The following is a 24,339-nucleotide window of genomic DNA, read 5'->3' on the forward strand; positions in this document are numbered from 1 at the left end:
CAGTTGCCGCCCACAGGGCTGGATGTCCACGGTCACTGCGGTTTTGGATAGTCATCGGACAATAAGGCGCAAATAGAGCCAAACGAGGCCGCATTCCGCCAAGGCAGGATATTTTCACGCCGAGTTGTCGTACAACTTGTGCAAAATTCACCTTTTTGGGGCACCACCCCGTCTGGAAAGAAGCCATGTCGCCCCCCATCTCCCCCTTAGCGCAACGCAGGAACGTCTTCCTGTTGGCGTTGTTTTGCTGCCTGCTCTGGGGCAGTTCGTACCCTGCGATCAAGAATGGCTACGCCCTGTTCGGCATCGACAGCAGCGACACCCCGTCCAAACTCGTGTTCGCCGGCTGGCGCTTCGCCCTGGCGGGCCTGGCGCTGCTGGCCTGGGTGGCCGCCAGCGGCCGGCAGATCGGCGGCTGGCCGGCCCGGGCCTGGGGCCAATTGGCGCTGCTGGGCCTGTTGCAGACCACGCTGCAGTACATCTTCTTCTACATCGGCGTGGCGAACACGACGGGGGTGAAGGCCTCGATCATGAACGCCACCGGCACCTTCTTCAGCGTGCTGCTGGCGCATTTCCTGTACCACAACGACCGCATCAGCCATGCCAAGGCCTGGGGCTGCATCGTGGGCTTCGCCGGGGTCATGGCGGTCAACCTCGGCGCCGGGTTGGCCGGGACGCTGAGCGACTTCGAGTTCGCCCTGCTGGGCGAGGGTTTCGTGGTGATCGCCGCCCTGGTGCTGGCGCTGGGCGGCGTCTACGGCAAGCGCATTTCCCAGGGGATGGATCCCATCGTGATGACCGCTTACCAGTTGACCATCGGCGGCCTGGTGCTGCTGGCGCTCGGCTATGCCACGGGCGGCGCGCTGGGCGAGGTGACCTGGGCCTCGTCGTCGCTGCTGGCCTATCTGGTGGTGCTGTCGTCCCTGGCGATCTCGATCTGGAGCCTGCTGCTCAAGCACAACCGGGTGAGCCTCATCACCGCGTTCAACTTCATGGTGCCCGTGTTCGGCACGCTGCTGTCGGCCTGGTTCCTGGAAGAAAGCCTGCTCGAATGGCGCAACGCGGTGGCCCTGGTGCTGGTGTGCGGCGGCATCTGGCTGGTTACGCGGGTAGCGGCACCGCGCGCGTGAGCCTGCAGCAGCGCGTCGAGCGGGCACCCCTTTCATGCCCATGATCGGGCGCGTGGGCACCCGCCCCGAACGGCGCTGAGGGGCATCTGTGCCGACTGCCTTCAGAAAGCGCGAAAATCACCGGCTGATCTGTCACCCCTTCCCAAGGAACGCAAGCGAATGAGCACGACGCAACCGACCATCATCTACACGCTGACCGACGAAGCCCCCGCCCTGGCGACCGCCGCCTTTCTGCCGATCGTGCGGACCTTCGCGGCCCCAGCGGGCATCCACGTGGAGACCAGCGACATCTCGGTCGCCGGCCGCATCCTGGGCCAGTTTCCCGAGCGCCTGACCGAGGCACAGCGCGTGCCCGACAACCTGGCCGCCCTGGGCAAGTTGACGCTCTCGCCTGACGCCAACATCATCAAGCTGCCCAACATCAGCGCATCGGTATCGCAGCTGGTGGCGGCCATCAAGGAACTACAGGGCAAGGGCTATGCGATTCCCGACTACCCCGAAAATCCGACGACCGACGAAGAAAAGGACATCCGCGCCCGCTACAACAAGTGCATCGGCAGCGCGGTGAACCCGGTCCTGCGCGAAGGCAACTCCGACCGCCGCGCACCCAAGGCCGTCAAGGAATACGCCCGCAAGAACCCGCACAGCATGGCCGAATGGAGCCAGGCATCGCGCTCGCACGTCTCGCACATGCACCACGGCGACTTCTACCACGGCGAAAAGTCGATCACGCTCGACAAGGCGCGCGACGTGAAGATGGAACTGGTCGGCAAGAGCGGCAAGACCACGGTGCTCAAGCCCAAGGTGTCGCTGAAGGACGGCGAGATCATCGACAGCATGTTCATGAGCAAGACAGCCCTGCTCGAGTTCTACGAAAAGGAGATCGAGGACGCGCACAAGACCGGCGTGATGTTCTCGCTGCACGTCAAGGCGACGATGATGAAGGTGTCGCACCCGATCGTCTTCGGCCACGCCGTGCGCATCTTCTACAAGGAAGCCTTCGCCAAGCATGCGCAGCTGTTCGAAGAACTGGGCGTGAACGTTAACAACGGCATGGTCGATCTGTACAACAAGATCGCCACGCTGCCCCAGAGCAAGCAGGACGAGATCAAGCGCGACCTGCACGCCTGCCACGAAAACCGCCCCGAGCTGGCGATGGTCGATTCGGCCAAGGGCATCACCAACTTCCACTCGCCCAACGACGTGATCGTCGATGCCTCGATGCCCGCCATGATCCGCAACGGCGGCAAGATGTGGGGCGCCGACGGCCGCCTGAAGGACACCAAGGCGGTGATCCCCGAGAGCACCTTCGCCCGCATCTACCAGGAGATCATCAACTTCTGCAAATGGCATGGTGCCTTCGACCCCAAGACCATGGGCACCGTGCCCAACGTGGGCCTGATGGCCCAGCAGGCCGAAGAGTACGGTTCGCACGACAAGACGTTCGAAGTGCCTGAAGCCGGCGTGGCCAACATCGTCGATCTGGCCACGGGCGAAGTGCTGCTGAGCCAGAACGTGGAAGAAGGCGACATCTGGCGCATGTGCCAGGTGAAGGACGCGCCGATCCGCGACTGGGTGAAGCTGGCTGTGACCCGCGCCCGCAACTCCGGCATGCCCGCCGTGTTCTGGCTGGACCCGTACCGCCCGCACGAGAACGAGGTCATCAAGAAGGTGAAAACCTACCTGAAGGACCACGACACGACCGGCTTGGACATCCAGATCATGAGCCAGGTGCGCGCAATGCGCTACACGCTGGAGCGCGTGATCCGCGGCCTGGACACGATCAGCGTCACCGGCAACATCCTGCGCGACTACCTGACCGACCTGTTCCCCATCATGGAACTGGGCACCAGCGCCAAGATGCTGTCCGTCGTGCCCCTGATGGCCGGCGGCGGCATGTACGAAACGGGCGCTGGTGGCTCGGCGCCCAAGCACGTGCAGCAACTGGTGGAAGAAAACCACCTGCGCTGGGATTCGCTGGGCGAGTTCCTGGCCCTGGCCGTCAGCCTGGAAGACCTGGGCCTGAAGACCGGCAACCAGCAAGCCACCCTGCTGGCCAGGACGCTGGACACCGCCACCGGCAAGCTGCTGGACAACAACAAGAACCCCAGCCCCAAGACCGGCCAGCTGGACAACCGCGGCAGCCAGTTCTACCTGGCCCTGTACTGGGCCCAGGAACTGGCCGCACAGACCGAGGACAAGGCACTGGCCGCCAAGTTCGCGGGCCTGGCGAAGACGCTGGCCGACAACGAGCAGAAGATCGTCGGTGAACTGGCGGACGTGCAGGGCAAGCCGGCAGACATCGGCGGATACTACCTGCCCGACCCGAAGAAGACCGAGGCCGTGATGCGCCCCAGCGCCACGCTGAACGCGGCGCTGGCTGCCGTGACCGCCTGATCCAGCGCGAAAACGCCGGCCCTTGCGCACGGGCCGGCCACCTGCCCCTGAAGCGCCTGCCCACTGCGATGCGGGCAGGCGCTTTTTTTATCTTGGCCGCCGGATCGGGCCGCCTCTAACGGGGGACGAACAGCAGCTGTCCCTCGGGCGTCGGCCGATAGCTGAAGCGTCCGTCGAGCACCACCTTGCCGCGGATGCGCGCCACCCAGGTGTAGTCGCCCACGCGGGTGCCCGCGTTGCCGAAATCGCTGGGATAGTGCACGGTGCCAGCCCGCTCGCCGCCCCCTTGGGGCTCGGCGGTCGCGGTGGTCGTCTTCCCGTCCGGCATGGTCACGGTGAACTCCACACGCGGTTGGCGGGTCGCCATCTTGTCGCTCACGCTCAGCCCGATGGCCGGGCGCGCGGTGTACAGAACGCTCTGGGCGAAAGCCGGGGCCGCTGTGGCCAAGACCGCCATGCATGCAGCGCTGCGAAAAGAAAATGCCATCTGTGCTCCTTTGTCTTTCTGAGTGAGCGGTTCAATCGCCGCACCGCACCGCCCGAAGTGGCGCAACGGAGGCCGGCTCCCAGGGCGCGCGGCCGATCTGCGTGCCGCCACCCCAACCGTACTCGAAGGGTTCGCCCTGCGGCGACGTGCCGAACGCACTGATGCGCCCTTTGCCCACGTCCAAACCCCAGGCCTGCTCCAGGCGCGTGATCTCCAGCGGCGTCCCCGGCGGCAGCGTGCGGACCCGCTGCAGGCCGTGAAAGCGGTCGTTCGCCGTATCGCGCGGATGCGGTGAGAGCACGAGCGTCGGCGCATCGCGCACCTGGTAGAGGCCGGATTCCTGCAGCAGCACCACACGGGCCGGCACACGCAGCGGCAGGCATCCGCTGGAAGCCAGATCATGACGGCCTTCACAGCCGGCCAGTGCCGCGAGAAGCAGCAGCCACGCCAGTCCAGCCCGGCGGCCGCAAGCCGACAGGCGCCAGGGCTCAACCCACCTTGCCACACGATTTGCCATGGGCGAAATGTGTCGCAACAGGCACCGGCCAGGGGTAAGACAACAGCGCAGCTGCGCTTTCTGTGGGCCGCGGCCCCCGTCGTTTTGGTCATGCGTGGGCCATGGGGCGGCACCCCACGGCTCGCCTACGTCCCGGTCACCTAGTGGCTGATCATCCAGGGCCGCTTGGACGGAAACGCCTTCGCTCCGTTCGCCGCCGTCACCGTGGCGCTGCGCTTGCCAGAGCCGCAGCAGCCGCACCCCGCCGGATGGCGCATCCGGCCGTAACTGCCTTCGTCACCGTTGCGGGAGGAGCGCGGCGCATGCTGTGCTCGCTCGTTGGTGTCGAAAGCACGGCGCTGCTCCGGGCTCACGCAGGCCAGCCGGGGGGCGCTGGCGAAGACGCGGGGGGAGGCGGCGCTGCATTGGGGGCAAGCCGCGGGTTCGTTGCGCAGCGCCAGGCTGCGCAGGGCATCGAAGCCGCCACACGTGGCGCACTGGTAGTCGTAGGTGGGCATGGCGCGGGGTCCTGTCGTGGCGGGAATCAGACGAGGTCGGGCGACAGCGGCATGTCGATGCTGCCGTCCAGCATCTTCACCGGGCCGCTGGCGTTCGGGTTGATGTCGAACTCGAAGATCTGCGTCGGCAGCCACAGCGTGGCGCAGGCGTTGGGCACATCGACCACGCCGCTGATGTGGCCCTGCACCGGGGCCGTTCCCAGGATCGAATACGCCTGGGCGCCGCTGTAGCCGAACTTCTTCAGGTACTCGATCGCGTTCAGGCAGGCCTGGCGGTAGGCCACGTTCACGTCCAGGTAGTACTGCTTGCCCGCCTCGTCGACTGAGATGCCTTCGAAGATCAAATAATCGTTGTAGGTCGGCACGATGGGGCTGGGCTTGAAGATGGGGTTCTTGATGCCGTACTTCGCCATGCCGCCCTTGATGAGCGTGACCTTCATGTGCACCCAGCCGGCCATTTCGATCGCGCCGCAGAACGTGATTTCGCCGTCGCCCTGGCTGAAATGCAGGTCGCCCACCGAGAGGCCCGCGCCGTCGACATAGACCGGGAAGAACACTTTCGATCCGCGCGACAAGTCCTTGATGTCGCAGTTGCCGCCGTGCTCGCGCGGCGGCACGGTGCGCGCGCCTTCGGCCGCGGCCTTGGCCTTGGCCTCGCCGGTCAGGCGGCCCATGTGGGCGGTGCCGGCCGAGGGGGGGTTGGCCAGGCCGGCGGTGGGATCGGTGTCGATGAGCTTTTGCTCACGCTCGTTCCAGAGGTCGAGCATTTTCTTGTCGGGCAGGCAGCCGATGAGGCCGGGGTGGATCAGGCCGGCGAAGTTGACGCCCGGGATGTGGCGCGAGCTGGTGAACATGCCCTTGAAATCCCAGATCGATTTCTGCGCCTCGGGGAAATGCTCGGTCAGGAAGCCGCCGCCGTTCTTCTTGGAGAAGAAGCCGTTGAAACCCCACAGGCTGTCCTGCTTGGCGCCGATGTCCAGCAGGTCCACCACCAGCAGGTCGCCCGGCTCCGCGCCCTTGACGCCCACTGGGCCCGAAAGGTAGTGCACCGTGGTCAGGTCGATGTCGCGCACGTCGTCGGCGCTGTCGTTGTTCTTGATGAAGCCGCCGGTCCAGTCGAACGTTTCCAGAATGAAATCGTCGCCCGGGTTCACCCAGCAGGCCATCGGAATGTCCGGGTGCCAGCGGTTGTGAATGTTCTCGTTCTGGGTCGGCGATTGGCTCAGATCGACGTGGATGAGGGTTTCAGCCATGGCGTGCTCCTGGAAGGTGAAGGGAAGAGAAGGCGAGAGGGGAAGGAACGGAAATCCGTCGCGGACCGTGCCCGGTCACACGGACAGGTAGGCCTTGATGCGCTGCTGGTCGGTGTCGGCGCGGGCGGTTTCATGCACCAGGCGGCCGCCTTCGATCACGAAGAGGCGGTCGGCCACGTCCAGGGCGAACGAAAGCACCTGCTCGCTCACCACGATGGTGATCTGCCGCAGCTTGCGGATCTCGTTGAGGGCGCGGGCAATGTCCTTGATGATCGAAGGCTGGATGCCCTCGGTGGGCTCGTCCAGCAGCAGCACCTTGGGATCGGTCACCAGCGCACGGGCGATGGCCAGCTGCTGCTGCTGCCCGCCCGAAAGATTGCCGCCCTTGCGACGGCGCATGTCCCACAGCACGGGGAACAGCGCATAGATTTCCTCGGGGATCTGGCGGGTCTTCGAGTTCTCCAGGCCGGTCTGGATGTTTTCCTCCACCGTCAGCGTGGGGAAGATCATGCGGCCCTGCGGCACGTAGGCGATGCCTTTGGCCACGCGCCGGAAGCTCTCGTCCCGCGTCACCTCCTGGCCGGCCACGCTGATGCAGCCGCTCTTGACCGGCATCACGCCCATGAGGCTTTTGAACAGCGTGGTCTTGCCCATGCCGTTGCGGCCCATGATGGCCACGGTTTCATTGGCGCGGCCCTCGAACGAGATGCCGTGCAGCGCTTCGCTCTGCCCATAGGCGACGTGCAGATCTGTGACTTTCAGCATGGATTGAGGCTCCAGAAAACTCAGGGCATGGGCAAAGGACAGCGGCGCGTCTCAGTGGCCGAGGTACACGGCGATCACCTTGGGGTCGTTCTGGACCTTGTCCATCGACCCTTCGGCCAGGATCTTTCCCTGGTGCATCACGGTGACCTTGTGCGCGATGCGCTTGACGAACTCCATGTCGTGCTCGATCACGATCACCGCGCGGTTCTTGCAGATGCGCTGCAGCAGCTCGGCCGTGAGCTCGCGCTCGCGCGCGCTCATGCCGGCGATGGGCTCGTCCAGCATCAGCAGCTCGGGCTCCTGCATCAGCAGCATGCCGATCTCCAGCCATTGCTTCTGGCCGTGCGAGAGCAGGCCGGCCTCGGTGGCGAGCAGCCCGCCCAGGCCGATGTCGTCGGCCACGTCCTGCACCCGCTCCTTCACCGCACTGGTGCAGCGAAAGGCCAGCGCGCCGAACACGGTGCGCCCGGTGGGATAGGACACCTCCAGGTTCTGAAAGACCGACAGGTTCTCGTAGATGGATGGCGTCTGGAACTTGCGGCCGATGCCCAGCCGCACACGCTTGTGCTCGGCCATGTGCGTCAACTCCTCGTTCTTGAACTTGATGCTGCCGCTGGTGGCGCGCGTCTTGCCGCAGATCAGGTCCAGCAGCGTGGTCTTGCCCGCGCCGTTGGGGCCGATGATCACGCGCAGCTCGTTCCTGTCCACGTACAGCGTGAGGGTGTCGATGGCCTTGAAGCCGTCGAACGAGACGGTCAGGTCTTCCACGGCCAGGGCGAAGTCGGTGTTGCTCATGGGAGGTGCTCCGGTTGCGTGCGCTCAGGCGCTCTGGCGGCGGGTGCCTTCGGGCAGGCCGGGCTCGCGCGCCGCCGGCTCGGTATCCGCCGCGGTGCTGCGTGCCGCAGCGGCGTGCGGAGCGGGCACCGCCGCCTGGCGCAGGGCCTCGCGGCGGCCCTTCCACCAGGGCACGATGCGGCTTTCCCACAGGCCGGCCAGCCCCAGCGGGAAGGCCATGGTCACGCCGATGAACAGCCCCGCCATGAGGAACAGCCACAGGTCGGGAAAGCTCTCCGAGAAGTACGTCTTGCCCGCATTCACCAGCAGCGTGCCGTACACCGCGCCCACCAGGCTCATGCGCCCCCCCACGGCGGCGTAGATCACCATCTCGATGGACGGCACGATGCCCACGAAGCTGGGCGACATGAAACCCACCTGCAGCGTGAACAGCGCACCGCCGATGCCTGAGAGCGCCGCCGCCAGGCAGAAGGTGAAGACCTTGAAATTGGCCACGTCGTAGCCCGAGAAGCGCACGCGGTCTTCCTTGTCGCGCATGGCCAGCAGCAGCGTGCCCAGCTTGCTGGTCTGGATGAAGCGGCACAGCACGATGGACAGCACCAAAAGTGCCACGCACACGTAGTACAGGATGTACTTGGCGCTGTCGGTGCGCGTGTCCCATCCCCAAAGGGTTTTCAGGTCGGTCATGCCATTCACGCCGCCCGTGTAGCCCTGCTGGCCGATGATGAGCACCGTGCAGATCAGCGCCACCGCCTGCGTGATGATGGCGAAGTAGACCCCGCCCACGCGGCGCTTGAACATGGCGAAGCTCACGATCCAGGCCAGCAGCGTGGGCACCACGATCACGGCCGCCAGCGCGAACGGCAGGCTCTTGAAAGGCACCCAGAAGGCGGGCAGCTCGGTGATCTGGTTCCAGTCCATGAAGTCGGGGATGCCGGGCGTGGACTGGATCCTGGTGCTCACGGGGTCGGAGGCTTCGAGCTTGAGGAACATCGCCATGGCATAGCCGCCCAGACCGAAGAACACGCCCTGCCCCAGGCTGAGCACGCCGCCATAGCCCCACACCATCACCAGGCCGATGGCCACGAAGGCATACGTGAGGTACTTGCCCACGAGGTTCAGCCGGAAGATGTCCAGGGCGAGCGGCAGCACCACGGCCAGCAGCACCGTGAGCAGCACCAGGCTGGCCAACTGGTAGCGCAGGATCCAGGCTTTGAGGGCATTCATGGGACGACTCCGGTGGGTGCAGGGTGGGGGCAAAGCAGTGGGCGCGCGCTCAGCGGCGCACCTTCGAGGCGAACAGGCCCTGCGGCCGCACCATCAGGATCAGCACGATCAGCGACAGCGTGATCACCTTGGCCATGGAGCCGGCTAGGAAGAACTCGGTGATCGACTGCGTCTGCGCGATGCCGAAGGCCGACACCACCGTGCCCAGCAGGCTCGCCGCGCCGCCGAAGGTGACGACGAGGAACGCATCGACGATGTAGAGCGAGCCCGAGGTGGGCCCCGTGGAGCCGATGGTGGTGAACGCGGCGCCCGCCACCCCCGCGATACCGCAGCCGATGGCGAAGGTGAGTCGGTCGGTCTTCTTCGTATCGATGCCGATGGCGTTGGCCATCACCCGGTTGCTGACCGTGGCGCGGACACGCAGGCCCCAGCGGCTCCTGTGCAGCGCGAGCAGCACGCCCGCCGTCACCACCAGCGTGAGCGCCAGCACGAACAGGCCGTTGATGGGAATGTCCAGCCCCTCGGCGGGCGCCCACGATCCGAGCAGCCAGTCAGGCAGGGTCGGGCTCACTTCCTTGGGGCCGATGAAGGTGCGAAAGCATTGCTGCAGCCCCAGGCTGATGCCCCAGGTGGCCAGCAGGGTGTCGAGTGGGCGCTTGTACAGGTGGCGGATCAGGCCCCACTCCACCAGCCAGCCCGCGATGAACGCGAAGCCGAAGGCCGCGGCGATGGCCAGCGGGAAATAGAACGGCATCCACTGCGGCGCGTGCGTGGACGCGAGCGTGGAGCCCAGGTAGATGGTGTAGGCGCCGATGGTCATGAACTCGCCGTGCGCCATGTTGATGACGCCCATCTGGCCGAAGATGATCGCCAGCCCCAGGCCCATGAGCAGCAGCACGGCGAACAGGCTCAGGCCGGCGAAGCCCTGCATCAGGCCGATGTTCATCATTTCGGAAAAGGTCATGGTGCAGCTCCTGCGTGCAAGCCCATCAAAGAAAAAAGCCCGATGCGGCAGTGCCGCCCTCACAACGGTCCGCACCAGGCGCGGGACTGACGACCGGCGCGGCCTCATGCCGGGGACACCGAGGAAGGGCCGCCCCGCACCGAAGGTGTCGTCCCCCTCCCGCGTAGCGAGAGAGGGGAAGGCGCTCAGCGCCTCAGGGGGTGGTCACTGATACCCCTTGGGGAAGGGATCGGGCTTGATGAGTTCGGGCGATTCGGCCACCACCTTGAACGTGGCGTCCGGCAGCCCCTGCGCGATGCGGGACTTGCTCCACAGGTGGTGGTTGGCGTCCACCTTCACGTAGCCCTCGGGCGCGGTCTTGAGTTCGATGCCCGGCGATGCGGCCACCACCTTGTCCACGTCGAAGCTCTTGGCCTTCTCGACGGCGGCCTTCCACAGCCAGGGACCCAGGTAGCCCGCCTGCGTGACGTCGCCGATCACCGCATTGGGGCCGTACTTGGCCTTGAAGGCGGCCACGAACTTCTTGTTGTTCTCGTTGTCCAGCGACTGGAAGTACTTCATCGACGAATAGAAGCCCGCGAAGTTCTCGCCGCCCACGCCGGTCATCTCGTCCTCGGTGACCGACAGCGTCACCAGCAGCTGCTTGTCGCCCGTGATGCCCGCCGCCTTGAGCGCCTTGTAGAACGCCACGTTGGAGCCGCCCACCACGGCGACGAACAGGCAGTCGGGCTTTTGCACCTTGATCTTGTTCATGAGCGAGCCGAAGTTGGTGCTGCCCAGCGGGTAGTACTCCTCGCCCACGACCTTGCCCTTCTGGAAGTTCTCCACGTGCTTGCGTGCGATCTTCATCGAGGTGCGCGGCCAGATGTAGTCCGAGCCGATCAGGAAGAAGGTCTTGGCCTTCTTCTCGGTCTTGGCCCACTCCAGGCTGTACAGGATCTGCTGCGTGGCCTCCTGGCCGGTGTAGATCACGTTCTTGGACTGCTCCAGGCCCTCGTAGAACGTGGGGTAGTACAGCAGGCCGTTCTCCTTCTCGAACACGGGCAGCACGGCCTTGCGCGATGCGCTGGTCCAGCAGCCGAACACGGCTGCGCAGTGGTCGTTGATGAGCAGCTTCTTGGACTTTTCGGCGAAGGTGGGCCAGTCGGAGGCGCCGTCTTCCTTGATGACCTTGATCTTGCGGCCCAGCACGCCGCCCATGGCGTTGATCTGGTCGATGGCGAGCTGCTCGGCCTGGATCGATCCCGTCTCCGAGATGGCCATGGTGCCGGTCGCCGAATGCAGCTGGCCCACGGTGACCTCGGTGTCCGTCACCGCCAGCTTGGTGGTGTTGACCTGCGCCGTGGGCTGCGCGAAGGACCATGCGGGCAGGCCCGCCACCGAGGCGGCCCCCATGGCCTGCAGCAGCCGGCGGCGGCCCGCATCCGCGGCCAGGAGGGGGGAGACATTCGGATCGAGGGGGTGCTTCATGGGAGCGCTCCTTGCAACAGGCAATACGGGGTGGTTGGACGGCGTCGGTGGTTCCGCGCTGGGGCCAAGATTAGGGACAACCCTGCTGCGCGCCCATACGTCAATTGACGTAGCCGCCCACCCGGCCCCGGCGCACGGCGCGGACAAGAACGTTTCTTGCATGCAGGCCCGGCATGGCCCCGATCGCACCGCCCACCCCCCAGACCGCGCCGCAGACCATCTTTCGGTTCCGCCGCGAATACAACGCCTGGGTGGCCGACGAGACGATGGAGGACTACGCGCTGCGCTACACGCCCAAGGGCTTTCGGCGCTGGAGCGAATGGCGCGTGGCCAACACGGCGTTCGGCTCGCTGTCGTTCCTGGCGCTCGAAGCCATCGGCGGCGCCATCGCGCTCAACTACGGCTTCGCCAATGCGATGTGGGCCATCCTCGCGGTGGGCGTGCTGATCTTTCTCACCGGCCTGCCGATCGCCTACTGCGCGGCGCGCTACGGGCTGGACATGGACCTGCTCACGCGCGGCGCGGGCTTCGGCTACCTGGGCTCCACCATCACCTCGCTGATCTACGCGGTGTTCACCTTCATCTTCTTCGCGCTGGAGGCCGCCATCATGGCGCTGGCACTGCAGATGGTGGTGGACTGGCCGCTGCAGTGGTGCTATGTGCTGTCGTCCCTCGTGATCCTGCCGCTGGCCATGCGCGGCATCACGCTCATCTCCCGGCTGCAGGCGTGGACGCAGCCGCTGTGGCTCTTCCTGCTGCTGCTGCCCTTCGTGTGGATCGCGCTCGCGCAGCCGCAGCTGTACCGCGACTTCGCAGGGCTGTCGGGCCTCAAGAGCGGCAGCAGCCAGTTCGATCCGCTCATGTTCGGTGCCGCGGCGGCGGTGATCTTCTCCCTGGTGGTGCAGATCGGCGAGCAGGTGGACATCCTGCGCTTTCTGCCCGAGCGCACCGCCGCCAACCGCTGGCGCTGGTGGGGCGCGGTGCTGGTGGCCGGCCCGGGCTGGATCGTGATGGGCATGCTCAAGATGGCGGGCGGCGCGTTCCTCGCCTTCGCCGCGCTGCAGTTCGAGGTGGGTACCCACCGCGCGGCCGAGCCCACGCAGATGTTCCTGGCCGGCTTTCAGCAGGTCATGCAGGCGCTGGGGCTGCCGGGCCTGGCCGTGGCGGTCACGGTGGTGTTCGTGGTGGTCTCGCAGGTGAAGATCAACGTGACCAATGCGTATGCGGGCTCGCTCGCCTGGTCCAATTTCTTCGCCCGCATCACGCGCAGCCACCCGGGGCGCGTGGTGTGGCTGGTGTTCAACGTGGGCATCGCCACGCTCCTGATGACGCTGGGCGTGTTCGGCGCGCTGGAGAAGGTGCTGGCCGTGTACAGCAACGTGGCCATCGCCTGGGTGGGCGCGCTGGTGGCCGATCTCGTCATCAACAAGCCGCTGGGCCTGTCGCCCCGGGGCATCGAGTTCCGGCGGGCGCACCTGTACGACTTCAACCCAGTGGGCCTGGGGGCCATGGTGCTGGCGGCCGCCGTGGCCTGCTGCGCCTATGCCGGCCTGCTGGGCGACCATGCGGCCGCGTTCTCGCCCTTCATCGCGCTGGCGCTGTCGATGGCGCTGTCGCCGCTGCTGGCCTGGGCCACCGGCGGGCGCTACTACCTAGCCCGCATGCCGGACACGCTGTGGAAGCCCGGAGAGTCCGTGCGCTGCGCCGTGTGCGAGAACCCGTTCGAGTCCGAAGACATGGCCCGCTGCCCGGCCTACGGCGCGCCCATCTGCTCGCTGTGCTGCTCGCTCGAATCGCGCTGCCACGACCGCTGCAAGACCGGCTCGCGCGCGGCCGACCAGTTGCGCGCGGTGGCCGCGCTGCTGCTGCCGCGCACCTGGGCGGCCCGCGTGAACTTCCGCCTCGGCCAGTACCTGATGGTGCTGGTGTCGCTGTGCGCGGTGATGGCGTTCCTGGTGGGCGTGGTCTATGTGCAGGAGGGGCTGGAGACACCGGCCCAGTTCCTGCGCACCCCGTTCCTGAAGGTGTTCGCCCTGCTGTCCCTGCTGGCGGCCGTGTGCGCCTGGTGGGTGGTGCTCAGCACCGACAGCCGGCGCATGGCGCAGGACGAGTCCGAGCGGCAGACGCAGCTGCTGCTGCAGGAGATCGAAGCCCATAAGCGCACCGATGCCGAGCTGCAGGCCGCCAAGGACCGGGCCGAATCCGCCAGCATGGCCAAGACGCGCTACGTGGCCGGCATGACGCACGAGCTGCGCTCGCCGCTCAACAGCATCCTCGGCTACACGCAGATCCTGCTCAAGAACCCCGAGACCGACGGCTGGATGCGCGAGACGCTTTCCACCATGCAGCACAGCGGCCAGCACATGCACGCGCTGATCGACGGCTCGCTCGAGCTGGCCCGCATCGAGGCGGGCCGGCTGAGGCTGGACCTGGCGCCGCTGCCGCTGGCCGAGCTGATCCGCAACGTCGAAGGCATGCTGCGCCCGCAGGCCGAGGCCCGGGGCCTGGCCTTCGTGGTGGAGACGCTGGGCACCGTGCCGGACTGGATCCGGGCCGATGGAAAGCGGCTGCGCCAGATCCTCATCAACCTGCTGTCCAACGCCGTGCGCTTCACCCAGCAGGGCGAGGTGCGGCTGCGCCTGGACTTTCGCCCGCACGTCTCGCGCATCGAGGTGATCGATACCGGCATCGGCATCGAGCCGCAGGACCTGGAGCGCATCTTCCTGCCGTTCGAGCGCGGCAGCGCCGGGCGCCGCGCGAGCGAGGCGGGCACGGGCCTGGGCCTCACCATCACGCACCTGCTCACCGAACTCATGGGCGGCCAGCTCACCGTGGCCAGCCGGCACGGCCAGGGCAGCACCTTCACCGTGCGGCTGTACCTGCCCGGCATCTCCCCCGACCCGGCCTGGCGCCCCACGCACGCCGTGGCCCTGCGGCCCGTCATCGGCCACATCGCACCGCGCCGCACGCTGCTGGTGGTAGACGACCAGCCGCTGCAGCGCCAGCTGCTGGCCGGGCTGCTGGTGCCGCTGGGATTCACCGTGCGCGAGGCCGCCAGCGGCCGCGAATGCCTGGAGATCGTGCGGCAGGCGCCCCCCGACCTCGTGCTGCTGGACATCACCATGGACGACCTCGACGGCTGGCAGACGGCCGCCCTGCTGCGGGCGCTGCGCCCGGCGGCGGCACTGCCGATCGTCTTCGTCTCGGCCAACCAGTTCGACAACGAGCCCGCTCGGCTGGCCGCCGCCCAGTGCCAGGGTTTCGTGGGCAAGCCCATCATCGAATCGGAACTGCTGCAGGCCCTGCAGGCCGCCCTGCAGCTGGAATGGGTGCACGACAACACGCCGGCCAAGGCCTCTGCCTCGCAGGGCTCGCCACCCGCCAGCCCCGCGCCGCCGCCCCACACCCTGCCCGCCGACCTGCGCGAAGACCTGAACCGCCTGGCGCGGCAGGGCCAGGCCGCCGCCGTGCGCGAGCGGCTGCGCAGCGCACGCGACGGTCTGCCCGGGCATGCCGCCGCGCTGGCGCAGCTGCAGGCCTGCGCGGACCGCTTCGACTTCGACGCCCTGGCCCACCTACTGCGAGAACCCGAACATGACGAACTCCCCTGACAGCGCGCAGGCCGCCGCCCCGCGCCGCGTCATCCTGGTGGTGGACGATGCACTGGACACCCTGCGCATGCTGTGCGATGCGCTGGCAGGCGAAGGCTATGCCGTGCTGGCCGCGCGCGATGCCGAAGAGGCCATCGAGCGCTTCGAGGTCACCGTGCCCGACGGCGTGCTGCTCGATGCGGTGATGCCCGGCACCGACGGCTTCGCGCTGTGCCGCCGCATCAAGGCCACGCCGCCGTGGGCGCACGTGCCCATCGTCTTCATGACCGGGCTGTCGGAGACCGAGCAGATCCTGCGCGGCTTTGCCAGCGGCGGCGTGGACTATGTGGTCAAGCCCCTGCGCATTCCCGAGGTGATGGCCCGCCTGGCCACCCACGTGGCCAACGCGCAGGCCGCCCGGCTGGCGCGCGAGGCCGTGGACGTGGCGGGCCTGGGCGTGGTCGTGCTCGATGGCCAGGACCGCATCGCCTGGCGCTCGCCGCAGGCCACGCGCTGGCTGGAGGCCGCCTTCGGCGGGCACGGCGACGCCACTGCGGGCGACCCCGCGCGCTGGCTGGCGCAGGCTCAGCGGCAGGGCGAAGCCAGCACGCCCCTGCCCGGCGGCCTCCAGCTGCAGGCCCGCCACCTGGGCGCGAGCGGCCTGGCCGAGTCGATGCTGCTGCTCAGCCAGGGCCCGGCCGCAGGCGCCGCCGCGCCGCGGTTGCCGCCCGTGGCGCTGACCCCGCGAGAGACCGAGGTGCTGTCGTGGCTCGCCAAGGGCAAGACCAACCGCGACATCGCCGACATCCTCGGCATGAGTCCGCGCACGGTGAACAAGCACCTGGAGCACATCTTTGAAAAGCTCGGCGTGGAAACGCGCACCGCCGCGGCGGCGCTGGCGGGGCAGCTGCTGCAGGACTAGGTTCGGGCCACGGCGCCCTTCGACATCGCGCGCCTCGCTCCCTGCGTGGCCGAGGCCAGTTCCTTGTTGACCGGTCAGCGCGTCATCGGGACCGTTCTCCAGCATGATGAGCGCAAGCGTTCTGCCGGCACGAAAGCTATAGTTTGTACGGCGCAACGGAGCCCTGCTTCGCAAAACTTTCTTGCGGTGAATCCGAAACCTGGGTGCCGTCAAAACATGGCTGATCACACGAGAAACTGAATGAGACTGCGCTTTCCTCGCTGGCGTGACGGCCAAAGGCCGATCACCTTGTTTGCAGTTCTGACCATGGCGTTCTTCTATGCCATTGTTGTTCTGCGAAGTGAATGGGGACCTGCCACTGCAGGCTGTGGTGTGGTTGTTTTCGCGGTCTCGGCCTTGCTGTCGTGGAGAAGCTGGCTTGTGGCCCAAGAGGAGGTGGAGATCACCACCAACAGAACACTGGTCATTCACAGGCGGGGTTGGTCTGGAAAATCAACAAAGTCGACGTACGCGCTCGATGACTTTGGCGCAATTCGTTCCTACCTGACAACGGGTGCTCGCCGCATCAACCGGCTCGAACTCGTGACGCTTTCAGGCCGTGAAGCCCTTCTGCTTGCCTCGCGCATACCTGCGGCCGAGGCAGGCTTTTGGCGTGTTAACGCGGAAAATTTGGAGAATCCCGAAATGCTGAAGCTTCGAACCGAACTGGGAAGCAGATGGGGCTTCGTGGACCATGGATTTCAAGGACCGAAGTGGGTGGGAGCCATCATCAAAGGATGCGAATAGCGTTCGCTCCACCGGACCGAAATCACGCGTCGCGTCACCTCCGCTTCATATCTCGCCCAAAAACCGCCTCAGCAAGTCCGTGACGGCATCGGGGCACTCCAGGGACGGCAGATGCGCCACGCCGTGCAACGCAATCCCCTTTGCATTCGGCATCTGTTCTGCGGCCATCTGGGCGCGCTGCTGAACGTGGGGGAAATCCAGGTCTCCCCAGACCACCCGGGCAGGCAATCGAATCTCCGCGAGCCGGCCGTACACCGGCACGTTGTCTGTCTCTCCGCCCCGGAGCCTGTTCGCGATGGCGATCGCATTCATCGCCAGGAACAGCTTTCTCGCGTCGCCCCCCACCCTGAGTTCGGGCGACAGGGGGCCATCCAGCCAGAGGCGTGCCTTGATCTGGTTCAGTGCCTCCCAGTCCCGCGCCTGCTCCGCGAGTTGCTGCGCTCGCAGCAGGCTTTCGATCTCGGGGGGATACGCCGGCGCCGGGGCGCCGCTGAGCGAGGGGTCGATCAGAAAGAGGCCCCGCACCCTGGACGGATGCGCCAACGCCATCTCCAGCGCGATGCGGCCGCCCTGGGAGCAGGCCACCACGACAGCCGGTTCCGTCACGCCCAGACCCTCCAGAACGGCCAGCCCATCCGCCATTGATGACGAATCGGCCGTGCGCAGGGGCGAGTCACCGAATCCGGGGCGGTCATAGGCCATCACCCGGCAGGTGCCGGCCAGTGCGCCCATCTGGGCCGCCCACATGCGCCTGTCGCACACCGCAGCGTGGAGGAACACGACGGGCAGGCCTTGCCCCATGGCCTGCAACGACAGCCGCGATCCTTGCGACGGGAGGGTCCTCGTTTCTGTCATCGCGCTCTCCAGGTGATCGCATGGCGTTGGAATGGGCTGCCTTGGGTGGTGGGATCTCCGGCGGCGGCTGTGCGCATTGTCATCGGTGCGCGAGCGTCAGGGCGGCAATGGCGCCCCACCCAGGCGCTCGGCCAGAAAGTCGATGAAGCTGCGCAGCTTGAGCGGCATCTGCCGCCGGCTGGCATAGACGGCATACAGCGTGCCCACGAACTCCGTATCGCCCGGCAGCTGCTCCAGCCGCCCGCTGGCCAGGTCGTCGTCCACCAGCCATGCGGGCAGGAAGGCCGCGCCCATGCCGGCCACCACGGCGTGGTAGCTCAGGGTGCTGTCACTGGACTTCATCACGGCGTCGATGTGCCGGTGCATGCCTTCCTGCAGGGCATTCTTGAGGCGCTCGAGCTGCACGTAATTGGGCATGACCATCGGGATGGGCCGGGGCGCGCCGGCCGAATCAACGCCCCCGTCGGGGCCGGGCTGGAAGCCGGGCGCCGCGACCAGATGGAACGCCATCTGGCACAGGGGCCGCGCGATCAGCTGGGGCGCGGGCTCGGCGGTCATGCGCAGCGCCACGTCGAACCCCTCCGAGACGAGGTCCACCATGCGGTTGTCCAGGTGCAGGTCCAGCCGCACCTCGGGGCATGCCCGGCGGTAGTCGGCCAGCAGCCGGGCAAAGCGCGGGGTGGCACACCACACCGGGGCGCTGATGCGCAACTCGCCCCGCGGCCGGTTCTGCCCGTGGCCCACCGAGGCCGCGGCGGCGTCGAGCAGTTCCAGCGCCTGCCGGCCCTGCTCGTAGAAGGCCGTGCCGGCCTCCGTCAGGCTCATGCTGCGGCTCGTGCGGTGCAGCAGGCGCGCGCCCAGCGTGCGTTCCAGCCGGGCGATGTGCTTGCTCACCATGGGCGGCGCCATGCCCAGGCGGTCCGCAGCGGCACTGAAGCTGCCGGCTTCGACGATCGCCTGGAACACGCGCAGGCCGGTCAGTTCCAGGTCTGCAGGGTTCATGGTTGCCAAAAAAGGAAAGGATGCCATCACTCTAACGCCATCGATTTCCTTTGGGGGAAATCTTAAATTGCTTCCAGTCCCATTCCTTTTCATCGCCACGCGCTGTGGCCCCTTTGGAGAACCGCCATGCCCGCCACCCCGTATTCGCCCACCGCCGCCACCCCGTCCGCGGGCCGGGCGCTGCGCATCGGCCTCTGGATCGCCCAGGTGCTGGTCGCCGCGGTGTTCTGCGCCTCGGGCGTCGTGAAGCTGACCACGCCCATTCCTGAACTGAGCGCGATGATGCCGTGGACGGGGCAGTACCCCGTCGCCTTCGTGCGGGCCATCGGGCTGATCGACATCGCGGGCGGCCTGGGCATCCTGCTGCCCGCGCTGACGCGCATCCTGCCCCGGCTGACCGTGCTGGCGGCCCTGTGCTGCGTGGTGCTGCAGGGGCTCGCCATCGCCTTTCACCTGAGCCGGGGCGAGGCGATGGTGGTGCCGCTCAACCTCGTGCTGCTGGCGCTGTGCACCTTCGTGCTGTGGGGCCGCGCCCGGCGCGCGCCGATTCGCCCGCGCGGCGCCTGACACCCTCGCTGGCGCCTTTCGCCCTTGACCGCACCACCCACCCCCACGGACCACCGCCATGCACCCGCCCTCCTCCCCCCTGCCCACCTATTTCCTGTCGCACGGCGGCGGCCCCTGGCCGTACGTGCCCGAGATGCGCCGCACCATGCACACGCTGGAGCAGTCGCTGCAGGACATCCCGCGCCAGATCGCCACCCGCCCGCAGGCCGTGCTGGTGGTGTCCGGCCACTGGGAGGACGAGGCCTTCGCCGTGATGTCCAGCCCCCGGCCGCCGATGGTGTACGACTACCACGGCTTTCCGCCCCACACCTACGAGGTGCGCTACCCGGCGCCGGGCGCGCCCGCCCTGGCGCAGCGGGTCTCGGCCCTCATCGGGGCCGCCGGCCTGCCCAGCCGGCTCGATGCCGAGCGGGGCTTCGACCACGGCACCTTCGCGCCGCTGCAGGTGATGTACCCGGCCGCCGACGTGCCGGTGATCCAGGTGTCGCTGCAGCGCGATCTGGACCCGGCCCAGCACCTGGCGCTCGGCCGCGCACTGGCGCCGCTGCGCCATGAAGGCGTGCTGATCGTCGGCAGCGGGCTGAGCTACCACAACCTGCGCCGCTTCGGCGAGGCCGGGCGGGCGCCTTCGGTGGCGTTCGACCAATGGCTGCAGGACGCGCTGGTGCACGCGGATCCGGCCGACCGGCCCGCGCGGCTGATGGGCTGGGAAAGCGCGCCGGCGGCCCGCATCGCCCACCCGCGCGAGGACCACCTGATTCCGCTCATGGTCGCGGCTGGCGCGGCCGAGGCCGAACGGGCCGACTGCGTGTACCACGAGGAAGGCGTGTACGGCGGCGTGACGGCGTCGAGCTTTCGCTTCGGCGCCGGCGCGGCACATTGAAACGCCCGGCAACGCCTGGCCAGGGCGCTTCGGGCATCATGGGCAGCCTCTTTCACTGCACGCTGCCGCGCCACGCCATGAAGCCCATTCCCGCCCCTGCACGCCTGTCCCCGCTCTTCGTGGCGGCCACCCTGATCCTGGGCGCCGGCGCGGCCACGGCCCAGACAGCCCCAGCCGCAGCGCCCACGGCGGCATCCCCCGCCGCAGCACCCGCCCAGACCGTGCGCCTGCGCGGCACCATCGAAGCCGCCACGCCCACGTCGCTCACCGTCAAGGAACGCGGCGGGCAGACGGTCACGCTGGCGCTTTTGCCCACGCTGGTGGTGCAGGAGGTCTATCCGATCGCGCTGGCGGACATCCAGCCGGGCAGCTTCATCGGCACGGCCGCCCTGCCCCAGGCGGACGGCACCCAGCGCGCCATCGCCGTCACGGTGTTCCCCGAATCCGCGCGCGGGGCCGGCGAGGGCCACCGCCCGTTCGACCTGCAGCCCCAGAGCACCATGACCAACGCCACCGTGGCCGACGTGGCGGGCGTGTCCGATGCCGCCGGCGGGGCCGCCAAGGGCCGCACGCTGAAGCTCACCTACCAGGGTGGCGAGAAGACCGTCATCGTGCCGCCTGGCGCGCCGGTGGTGACCTTCCGCGGCGGCGACCGCAGCCTGCTGGTGCCGGGCGCCAGCGTGTCGCTCACCGCGCAGGAGGTGAACGGCACCCCCACGGCCATGCGCATCAACGCCGGACGCAACGGCTTTGCGCTGCCTTACTGAATCACTGAATCACTGAATCACTGAATCACGGTCTGGGTGGTGGCCTTCGTGGTGGCCTGAACGCCGGACGGTCCCGCCTGGGCCGATGCCGGCAGGCCGAAGATGCGGTCGAAGCCCCAGTTGAAGACGAAGGTGTAGCAAAGAAAGAAGGCGATCAGCCCCAGGTCCATCACGAAGGCCTGCCACAGGCTGACCTTGAACCACCAGGCGAACAGCGGCACCAGGGTGAAGACCAGGCCGCCCTCGAACCCGATGGCATGGGCGATGCGGCGCGCCGTGCTGCGCCCGCGCACCGGCTGGCGCGCCTCCCAGCGCTCGAACGCCCAGTTGAACACGAGGTTCCACACCACCGCGATGGCCGAGGCGGCCACCGCGACCACGCCCGAATGCCCCGGCCCCTGCCCCGTCAGCCACGCCAGCGCCGCCGTGGCGGCCACGATGGCGATCAGCTCGTACAGGGTGACGTAGAGAACGCGGCGCGGCAGGCCTTGCAGGCCGGTGGGGCGGTGGGTAGCGGGGGCGGTTTGCGTGGACATGGGACCACTGTATGTGTGCTCGGCTGATACATAAAGTCAGCTTGTTTCAGTTTTATTGATAGATACTCCGGCCCCATGGCGTTTTCTTCCGACAGCGTGCAGGTGTTTCTGGCCGTGCTGGACCAAGGCTCGTTCTCGGCCGCGGCGCGGGCCCTGTCGCGCGTGCCCTCGGCCGTGAGCATGACCATCGCCCACCTCGAAGCCGAGCTGGCCGTGCCGCTGTTCGACCGCACCGGCCGCGAGCCCCGCCCCACCGCCGCGGCCCGTGCGCTGGAGCCCCAGGCGCGGCTGCTGGCGGCGCAGCTCAAGCAGCTGAACGCGCAGGCGCTGGCCCTCACCCAGGGGCTGGAGGAGCGCCTGACCCTGGCCATCGCGCCCGAGCTGCTGGCCGCCCACTGGCGCAGCCCGCTGGCGGCGCTGGCAGAGGAGCACCCGCTGCTGCAGGTCGAGGTGCTGGCCGCGCCGCAGGCCGATGCGCTGGCGCTGCTGCACGCCGGGCGGGCGCAGCTGGCGCTGGTGTTCGAGCGGCCCAGCATGGACGGGCGCGAGGGTTTCCAGGAGGTGGGCAGCGAAACCCTGGTCGCCGTGATGGCGCCGGGCCACCCCGTGCTGGCCGCCGCGCGGGCCGCGGCCGCGGAGCGCGGCGAGCCCCCGGACGCCGCCCTGCTGCGCGAGGAGCACCTGACCACCACGCGCCAGATCGTCGTGGCCAGCCGCGACCTGGCGCAGACCGATCCGCGCTTCGTGTTCGCGCGCCATCACTGGCGCACCGACAACCACCTGGCCGCGCTGGGCCTGATTGAGGCGGGCCTGGGTTGGGGCTGGCAGCCGCGCGCGCTGGTGCAGCCGCGCATCGCGGCGGGCTCGCTGGTGGAGATGCCCTTCGAGAACCTGAGCAACGGCGTCGCGCTGTGGGTGGACGTGGTGTGGTCCAAGGAGCGCCCGCTGGGCCTGGGCGCACGGCGCTTCGTGGAGCTGATCGACGGGCAGGCCGCGCGACCTTTGAGCCAAAACAGGCCCTAGCACATATTCCACTATGGCATATTGCTATTTATTTAATAGCACAACACTCCGAGGTACCGGCTACAGCTGCACGCTCGCGGTGCCGATGCCGTCGAACGCCACCTCCACCGCATCGCCCAGGCGGGCGTTCAGCCGACCGGCCCAGTTGCCGGTGGTGACCACCGTGCCGGCCGGCAGGGTGCCGAAGTGCTGCGTGGCATGGCGCAGCCACGCGGCCAGCAGCCAGGCGGGATCGCCCAGCGAATGCGTGCCCTGGCGCTCCACCGCGTCTTGGCCCGTGATGCGCACCCTGCAGCGCTGCTGCGCCCAGTCGGGCGGCGCGCCGGCGTCGAACGGCACCCAGTCGCCCAGCACCAGCGCGCCGTGCGACTGCTGGTCGGCCAGCGTGAGCAGGCCGGCCACCGCGCCGTCCTGGGCCCAGCGCGTTTCCACGATCTCGATCGACACGGCCATCGCGTCGACCAGGTGCGCGCCCTCGCCGTCGGCCAGCCGGGCCGCGGTGGCGGCATCCACCGCCTGGCCCAGCCGCAGGGCGATCTCGGCCTCGATGCCGCGCAGCGCGAACGGCCAGGCCTGCGCCTGGGCCGGATGGGCCCACACGCCCGCTTCGGGCAGCGGGGCGTGGGTGAGCACGATCGCGCGGTCCGCACCGCCGGACTTCCAGTACCGGGGCACGCCGGTGGACCACCAGCCCAGCGCCTGCGCCACGGCGCCCTGCACGGCATAGGCGGCATCGGCGTCCGGCAGGGCCGCCGACAGCGGCTGCGCGTCGGCGGGCACGGCGGTGGCGCGCGCCTGCAGCAGGGCCTGGGCGACCGCGGCAACCCCGGCAACCGGAGGGGAGGAATCGGCGGAATTCACGGCGGGGTCGACGGACATGGAAGGCTTTCTCGTTCAGGGGCTCGGGCGATGATTGTGCGGCCCGCGCGACACTATGGACTTTCCCACCCCACCAGGACCCGCCATGGCCGCCAAAGCCCCCGCCCCCGCTCCCCTGACCCCCGACGAGATCGCCCGGCGCCTGGCGCCATGGCAGCCCGCGCCGGCCCACGCGGAGCCGGACGGCAAGGCCGCGAAGGCCGAGGCCAAGGCAGCGGCGAAAGACGGCCCCCTGCCCGCCCTGGACCTGGCCCGCTTCGACCCCGCGGCCAAGCCCTTCTCGCAGGGCGACAAGGCCAGCGACAAGGCGCGCGTCGAGGCCCTGGCCCTCGAACTGGACACCCTGCAGGACCTGCTGTACGCCGACAAGCGCTACAAGCTCCTGGTGATCCTGCAGGGCACCGACACCTCCGGCAAGGACGGCACGGTGCGCGGGGTGTTCGGCCGCATGAGCGCGCTGGGCGTGCACGCCGTGGGCTGGAAGGCGCCCACCGACACCGAGCGCGCCCACGACTACCTCTGGCGCATCCACCAGCAGGTGCCCGGCGCGGGCGAGCTGACCGTGTTCAACCGCAGCCACTATGAAGACGTGCTGGTGCCCGTGGTGAACGGCTGGATCACACCCGAGCAGCACCGCCAGCGGCTGGCGCACATCAACGACTTCGAACGCCTGCTGACCGAAACCGGCACCGTGGTGGTGAAGTTCATGCTGCACATCAGCCGGGACGAGCAGCGCAAGCGCCTGCAGGAGCGCCTGGACGACCCGGCCAAGCACTGGAAATTCGACCTGGGCGACATCGCCGCGCGCAAGCAGTGGGACGACTACCAGCGCGCCTACGCCACCCTGCTGGCCGCCACGCACACGCCGTGGGCCCCCTGGACCATCGTGCCCGCCGACTCCAAGACCCACCGCAACCTCATGATCGCCACCGTGCTGCGCGAGGTGCTGGCCCGGCTCGGCCTGCGCTACCCCGAAGGCGATCCCGCGCTGGCGGGCATCCAGGTGGAATGAGCCGCGCGACCGCCC

Annotated in this window: 23 protein-coding genes; 10 read left to right on the forward strand and 13 right to left on the reverse strand. The window is 68.1% G+C overall.

What is annotated here, in order from left to right; genetic code table 11:
* Positions 1 to 185: 185 nt before the first annotated feature.
* Both AVAK2825_RS04390 and AVAK2825_RS04395 read left to right on the forward strand, forming a co-directional pair.
* A complete protein-coding gene (locus AVAK2825_RS04390) occupies positions 186 to 1,130 on the forward strand; it encodes a DMT family transporter (RefSeq protein WP_284394677.1) in 945 nt (314 codons plus the stop codon).
* 159 nt (positions 1,131 to 1,289) lie between these two features.
* The gene (locus tag AVAK2825_RS04395; RefSeq protein WP_284394678.1) at positions 1,290 to 3,527 is read left to right on the forward strand and encodes an NADP-dependent isocitrate dehydrogenase; all 2,238 of its coding nucleotides are present in this window, start codon (positions 1,290 to 1,292) and stop codon (positions 3,525 to 3,527) included.
* 115 nt (positions 3,528 to 3,642) lie between these two features.
* Here the strand turns inward: AVAK2825_RS04395 and AVAK2825_RS04400 are convergent, their stop codons facing one another.
* The 9 genes from AVAK2825_RS04400 to urtA all read right to left on the reverse strand — a co-directional run bounded on the left by AVAK2825_RS04400 (position 3,643) and on the right by urtA (position 11,502).
* Positions 3,643 to 4,014 carry a hypothetical protein gene (locus AVAK2825_RS04400; RefSeq protein ID WP_284394679.1) on the reverse strand — a complete coding sequence of 124 codons (372 nt, stop codon included), beginning with the start codon at positions 4,012 to 4,014 and terminating at the stop codon, positions 3,643 to 3,645.
* Between the two features lie 31 nt (positions 4,015 to 4,045).
* Positions 4,046 to 4,531, reverse strand: a complete 486-nt coding sequence (locus AVAK2825_RS04405) for a hypothetical protein (protein WP_284394680.1) — start codon at positions 4,529 to 4,531, stop codon at positions 4,046 to 4,048.
* A 140-nt stretch (positions 4,532 to 4,671) separates the two neighbouring features.
* Entirely contained in the window at positions 4,672 to 5,028 is a 357-nt protein-coding gene (locus tag AVAK2825_RS04410) for an FmdB family zinc ribbon protein (RefSeq protein WP_284394681.1), read from the reverse strand.
* A 26-nt stretch (positions 5,029 to 5,054) separates the two neighbouring features.
* Complete coding sequence (gene fmdA, locus AVAK2825_RS04415) at positions 5,055 to 6,281, reverse strand: formamidase (protein ID WP_272566030.1); 1,227 nt, start codon at positions 6,279 to 6,281, stop codon at positions 5,055 to 5,057.
* 75 nt (positions 6,282 to 6,356) lie between these two features.
* Positions 6,357 to 7,046 carry an urea ABC transporter ATP-binding subunit UrtE gene (urtE, locus tag AVAK2825_RS04420; RefSeq protein WP_284394682.1) on the reverse strand — a complete coding sequence of 230 codons (690 nt, stop codon included), beginning with the start codon at positions 7,044 to 7,046 and terminating at the stop codon, positions 6,357 to 6,359.
* A 51-nt stretch (positions 7,047 to 7,097) separates the two neighbouring features.
* Entirely contained in the window at positions 7,098 to 7,841 is a 744-nt protein-coding gene (gene urtD, locus AVAK2825_RS04425) for an urea ABC transporter ATP-binding protein UrtD (protein WP_284394683.1), read from the reverse strand.
* Positions 7,842 to 7,865: 24 nt separating this feature from the next.
* On the reverse strand, positions 7,866 to 9,068 hold the full coding sequence (gene urtC, locus AVAK2825_RS04430; protein ID WP_284394684.1) for an urea ABC transporter permease subunit UrtC: 1,203 nt from the start codon (positions 9,066 to 9,068) through the stop codon (positions 7,866 to 7,868).
* Positions 9,069 to 9,117: 49 nt separating this feature from the next.
* A complete protein-coding gene (urtB, locus tag AVAK2825_RS04435; protein ID WP_284394685.1) occupies positions 9,118 to 10,032 on the reverse strand; it encodes an urea ABC transporter permease subunit UrtB in 915 nt (304 codons plus the stop codon).
* Positions 10,033 to 10,236: 204 nt separating this feature from the next.
* Positions 10,237 to 11,502 (reverse strand): urea ABC transporter substrate-binding protein, encoded by a 1,266-nt coding sequence (urtA, locus tag AVAK2825_RS04440; protein ID WP_272549824.1) that lies wholly within the window; start codon positions 11,500 to 11,502, stop codon positions 10,237 to 10,239.
* A 173-nt stretch (positions 11,503 to 11,675) separates the two neighbouring features.
* Between urtA and AVAK2825_RS04445 the strand changes: the two genes are divergently transcribed.
* The 3 genes from AVAK2825_RS04445 (at position 11,676) to AVAK2825_RS04455 (ending at position 16,800) form a co-directional block, all read left to right on the forward strand.
* Complete coding sequence (locus tag AVAK2825_RS04445) at positions 11,676 to 15,113, forward strand: hybrid sensor histidine kinase/response regulator (protein ID WP_284394686.1); 3,438 nt, start codon at positions 11,676 to 11,678, stop codon at positions 15,111 to 15,113.
* On the forward strand, positions 15,097 to 16,014 hold the full coding sequence (locus tag AVAK2825_RS04450; RefSeq protein WP_284394687.1) for a response regulator transcription factor: 918 nt from the start codon (positions 15,097 to 15,099) through the stop codon (positions 16,012 to 16,014). Before AVAK2825_RS04445 ends, AVAK2825_RS04450 begins: the two co-directional genes overlap by 17 nt.
* Before the next feature lie 240 nt (positions 16,015 to 16,254).
* A complete protein-coding gene (locus AVAK2825_RS04455) occupies positions 16,255 to 16,800 on the forward strand; it encodes a hypothetical protein (protein ID WP_284394688.1) in 546 nt (181 codons plus the stop codon).
* Positions 16,801 to 16,845: 45 nt separating this feature from the next.
* Here the strand turns inward: AVAK2825_RS04455 and AVAK2825_RS04460 are convergent, their stop codons facing one another.
* Entirely contained in the window at positions 16,846 to 17,655 is an 810-nt protein-coding gene (locus AVAK2825_RS04460) for an alpha/beta fold hydrolase (protein WP_284394689.1), read from the reverse strand.
* A gap of 96 nt (positions 17,656 to 17,751) precedes the next feature.
* A complete protein-coding gene (locus AVAK2825_RS04465; protein WP_284394690.1) occupies positions 17,752 to 18,657 on the reverse strand; it encodes a LysR family transcriptional regulator in 906 nt (301 codons plus the stop codon).
* A gap of 126 nt (positions 18,658 to 18,783) precedes the next feature.
* Between AVAK2825_RS04465 and AVAK2825_RS04470 the strand changes: the two genes are divergently transcribed.
* The 3 genes from AVAK2825_RS04470 (at position 18,784) to AVAK2825_RS04480 (ending at position 20,874) form a co-directional block, all read left to right on the forward strand.
* Positions 18,784 to 19,224: a DoxX family protein gene (locus AVAK2825_RS04470; protein ID WP_284394691.1), complete on the forward strand. Its 441-nt coding sequence runs from the start codon at positions 18,784 to 18,786 to the stop codon at positions 19,222 to 19,224.
* A 58-nt stretch (positions 19,225 to 19,282) separates the two neighbouring features.
* Positions 19,283 to 20,107, forward strand: coding sequence for a DODA-type extradiol aromatic ring-opening family dioxygenase (locus tag AVAK2825_RS04475; RefSeq protein WP_284394692.1), 825 nt, complete (start codon positions 19,283 to 19,285; stop codon positions 20,105 to 20,107).
* Positions 20,108 to 20,184: 77 nt separating this feature from the next.
* Positions 20,185 to 20,874, forward strand: a complete 690-nt coding sequence (locus tag AVAK2825_RS04480) for a hypothetical protein (protein ID WP_284394693.1) — start codon at positions 20,185 to 20,187, stop codon at positions 20,872 to 20,874.
* Between the two features lie 17 nt (positions 20,875 to 20,891).
* Here the strand turns inward: AVAK2825_RS04480 and AVAK2825_RS04485 are convergent, their stop codons facing one another.
* Positions 20,892 to 21,368, reverse strand: coding sequence for a PACE efflux transporter (locus AVAK2825_RS04485; RefSeq protein ID WP_284394760.1), 477 nt, complete (start codon positions 21,366 to 21,368; stop codon positions 20,892 to 20,894).
* 117 nt (positions 21,369 to 21,485) lie between these two features.
* Between AVAK2825_RS04485 and AVAK2825_RS04490 the strand changes: the two genes are divergently transcribed.
* Entirely contained in the window at positions 21,486 to 22,433 is a 948-nt protein-coding gene (locus AVAK2825_RS04490; RefSeq protein WP_284394694.1) for a LysR family transcriptional regulator, read from the forward strand.
* Positions 22,434 to 22,493: 60 nt separating this feature from the next.
* On the opposite strand, the gene AVAK2825_RS04495 is transcribed toward AVAK2825_RS04490, so the two are convergent.
* Positions 22,494 to 23,312 (reverse strand): fumarylacetoacetate hydrolase family protein, encoded by an 819-nt coding sequence (locus AVAK2825_RS04495; protein ID WP_284394695.1) that lies wholly within the window; start codon positions 23,310 to 23,312, stop codon positions 22,494 to 22,496.
* A gap of 85 nt (positions 23,313 to 23,397) precedes the next feature.
* Here AVAK2825_RS04495 and AVAK2825_RS04500 point away from each other — a divergent pair, with 85 nt between their 5' ends.
* The gene (locus AVAK2825_RS04500) at positions 23,398 to 24,324 is read left to right on the forward strand and encodes a PPK2 family polyphosphate kinase (protein ID WP_284394696.1); all 927 of its coding nucleotides are present in this window, start codon (positions 23,398 to 23,400) and stop codon (positions 24,322 to 24,324) included.
* Positions 24,325 to 24,339: the final 15 nt, after the last annotated feature.

This window comes from Acidovorax sp. SUPP2825 (genome assembly GCF_030158995.1).
Lineage (GTDB): Bacteria > Pseudomonadota > Gammaproteobacteria > Burkholderiales > Burkholderiaceae_C > Paracidovorax.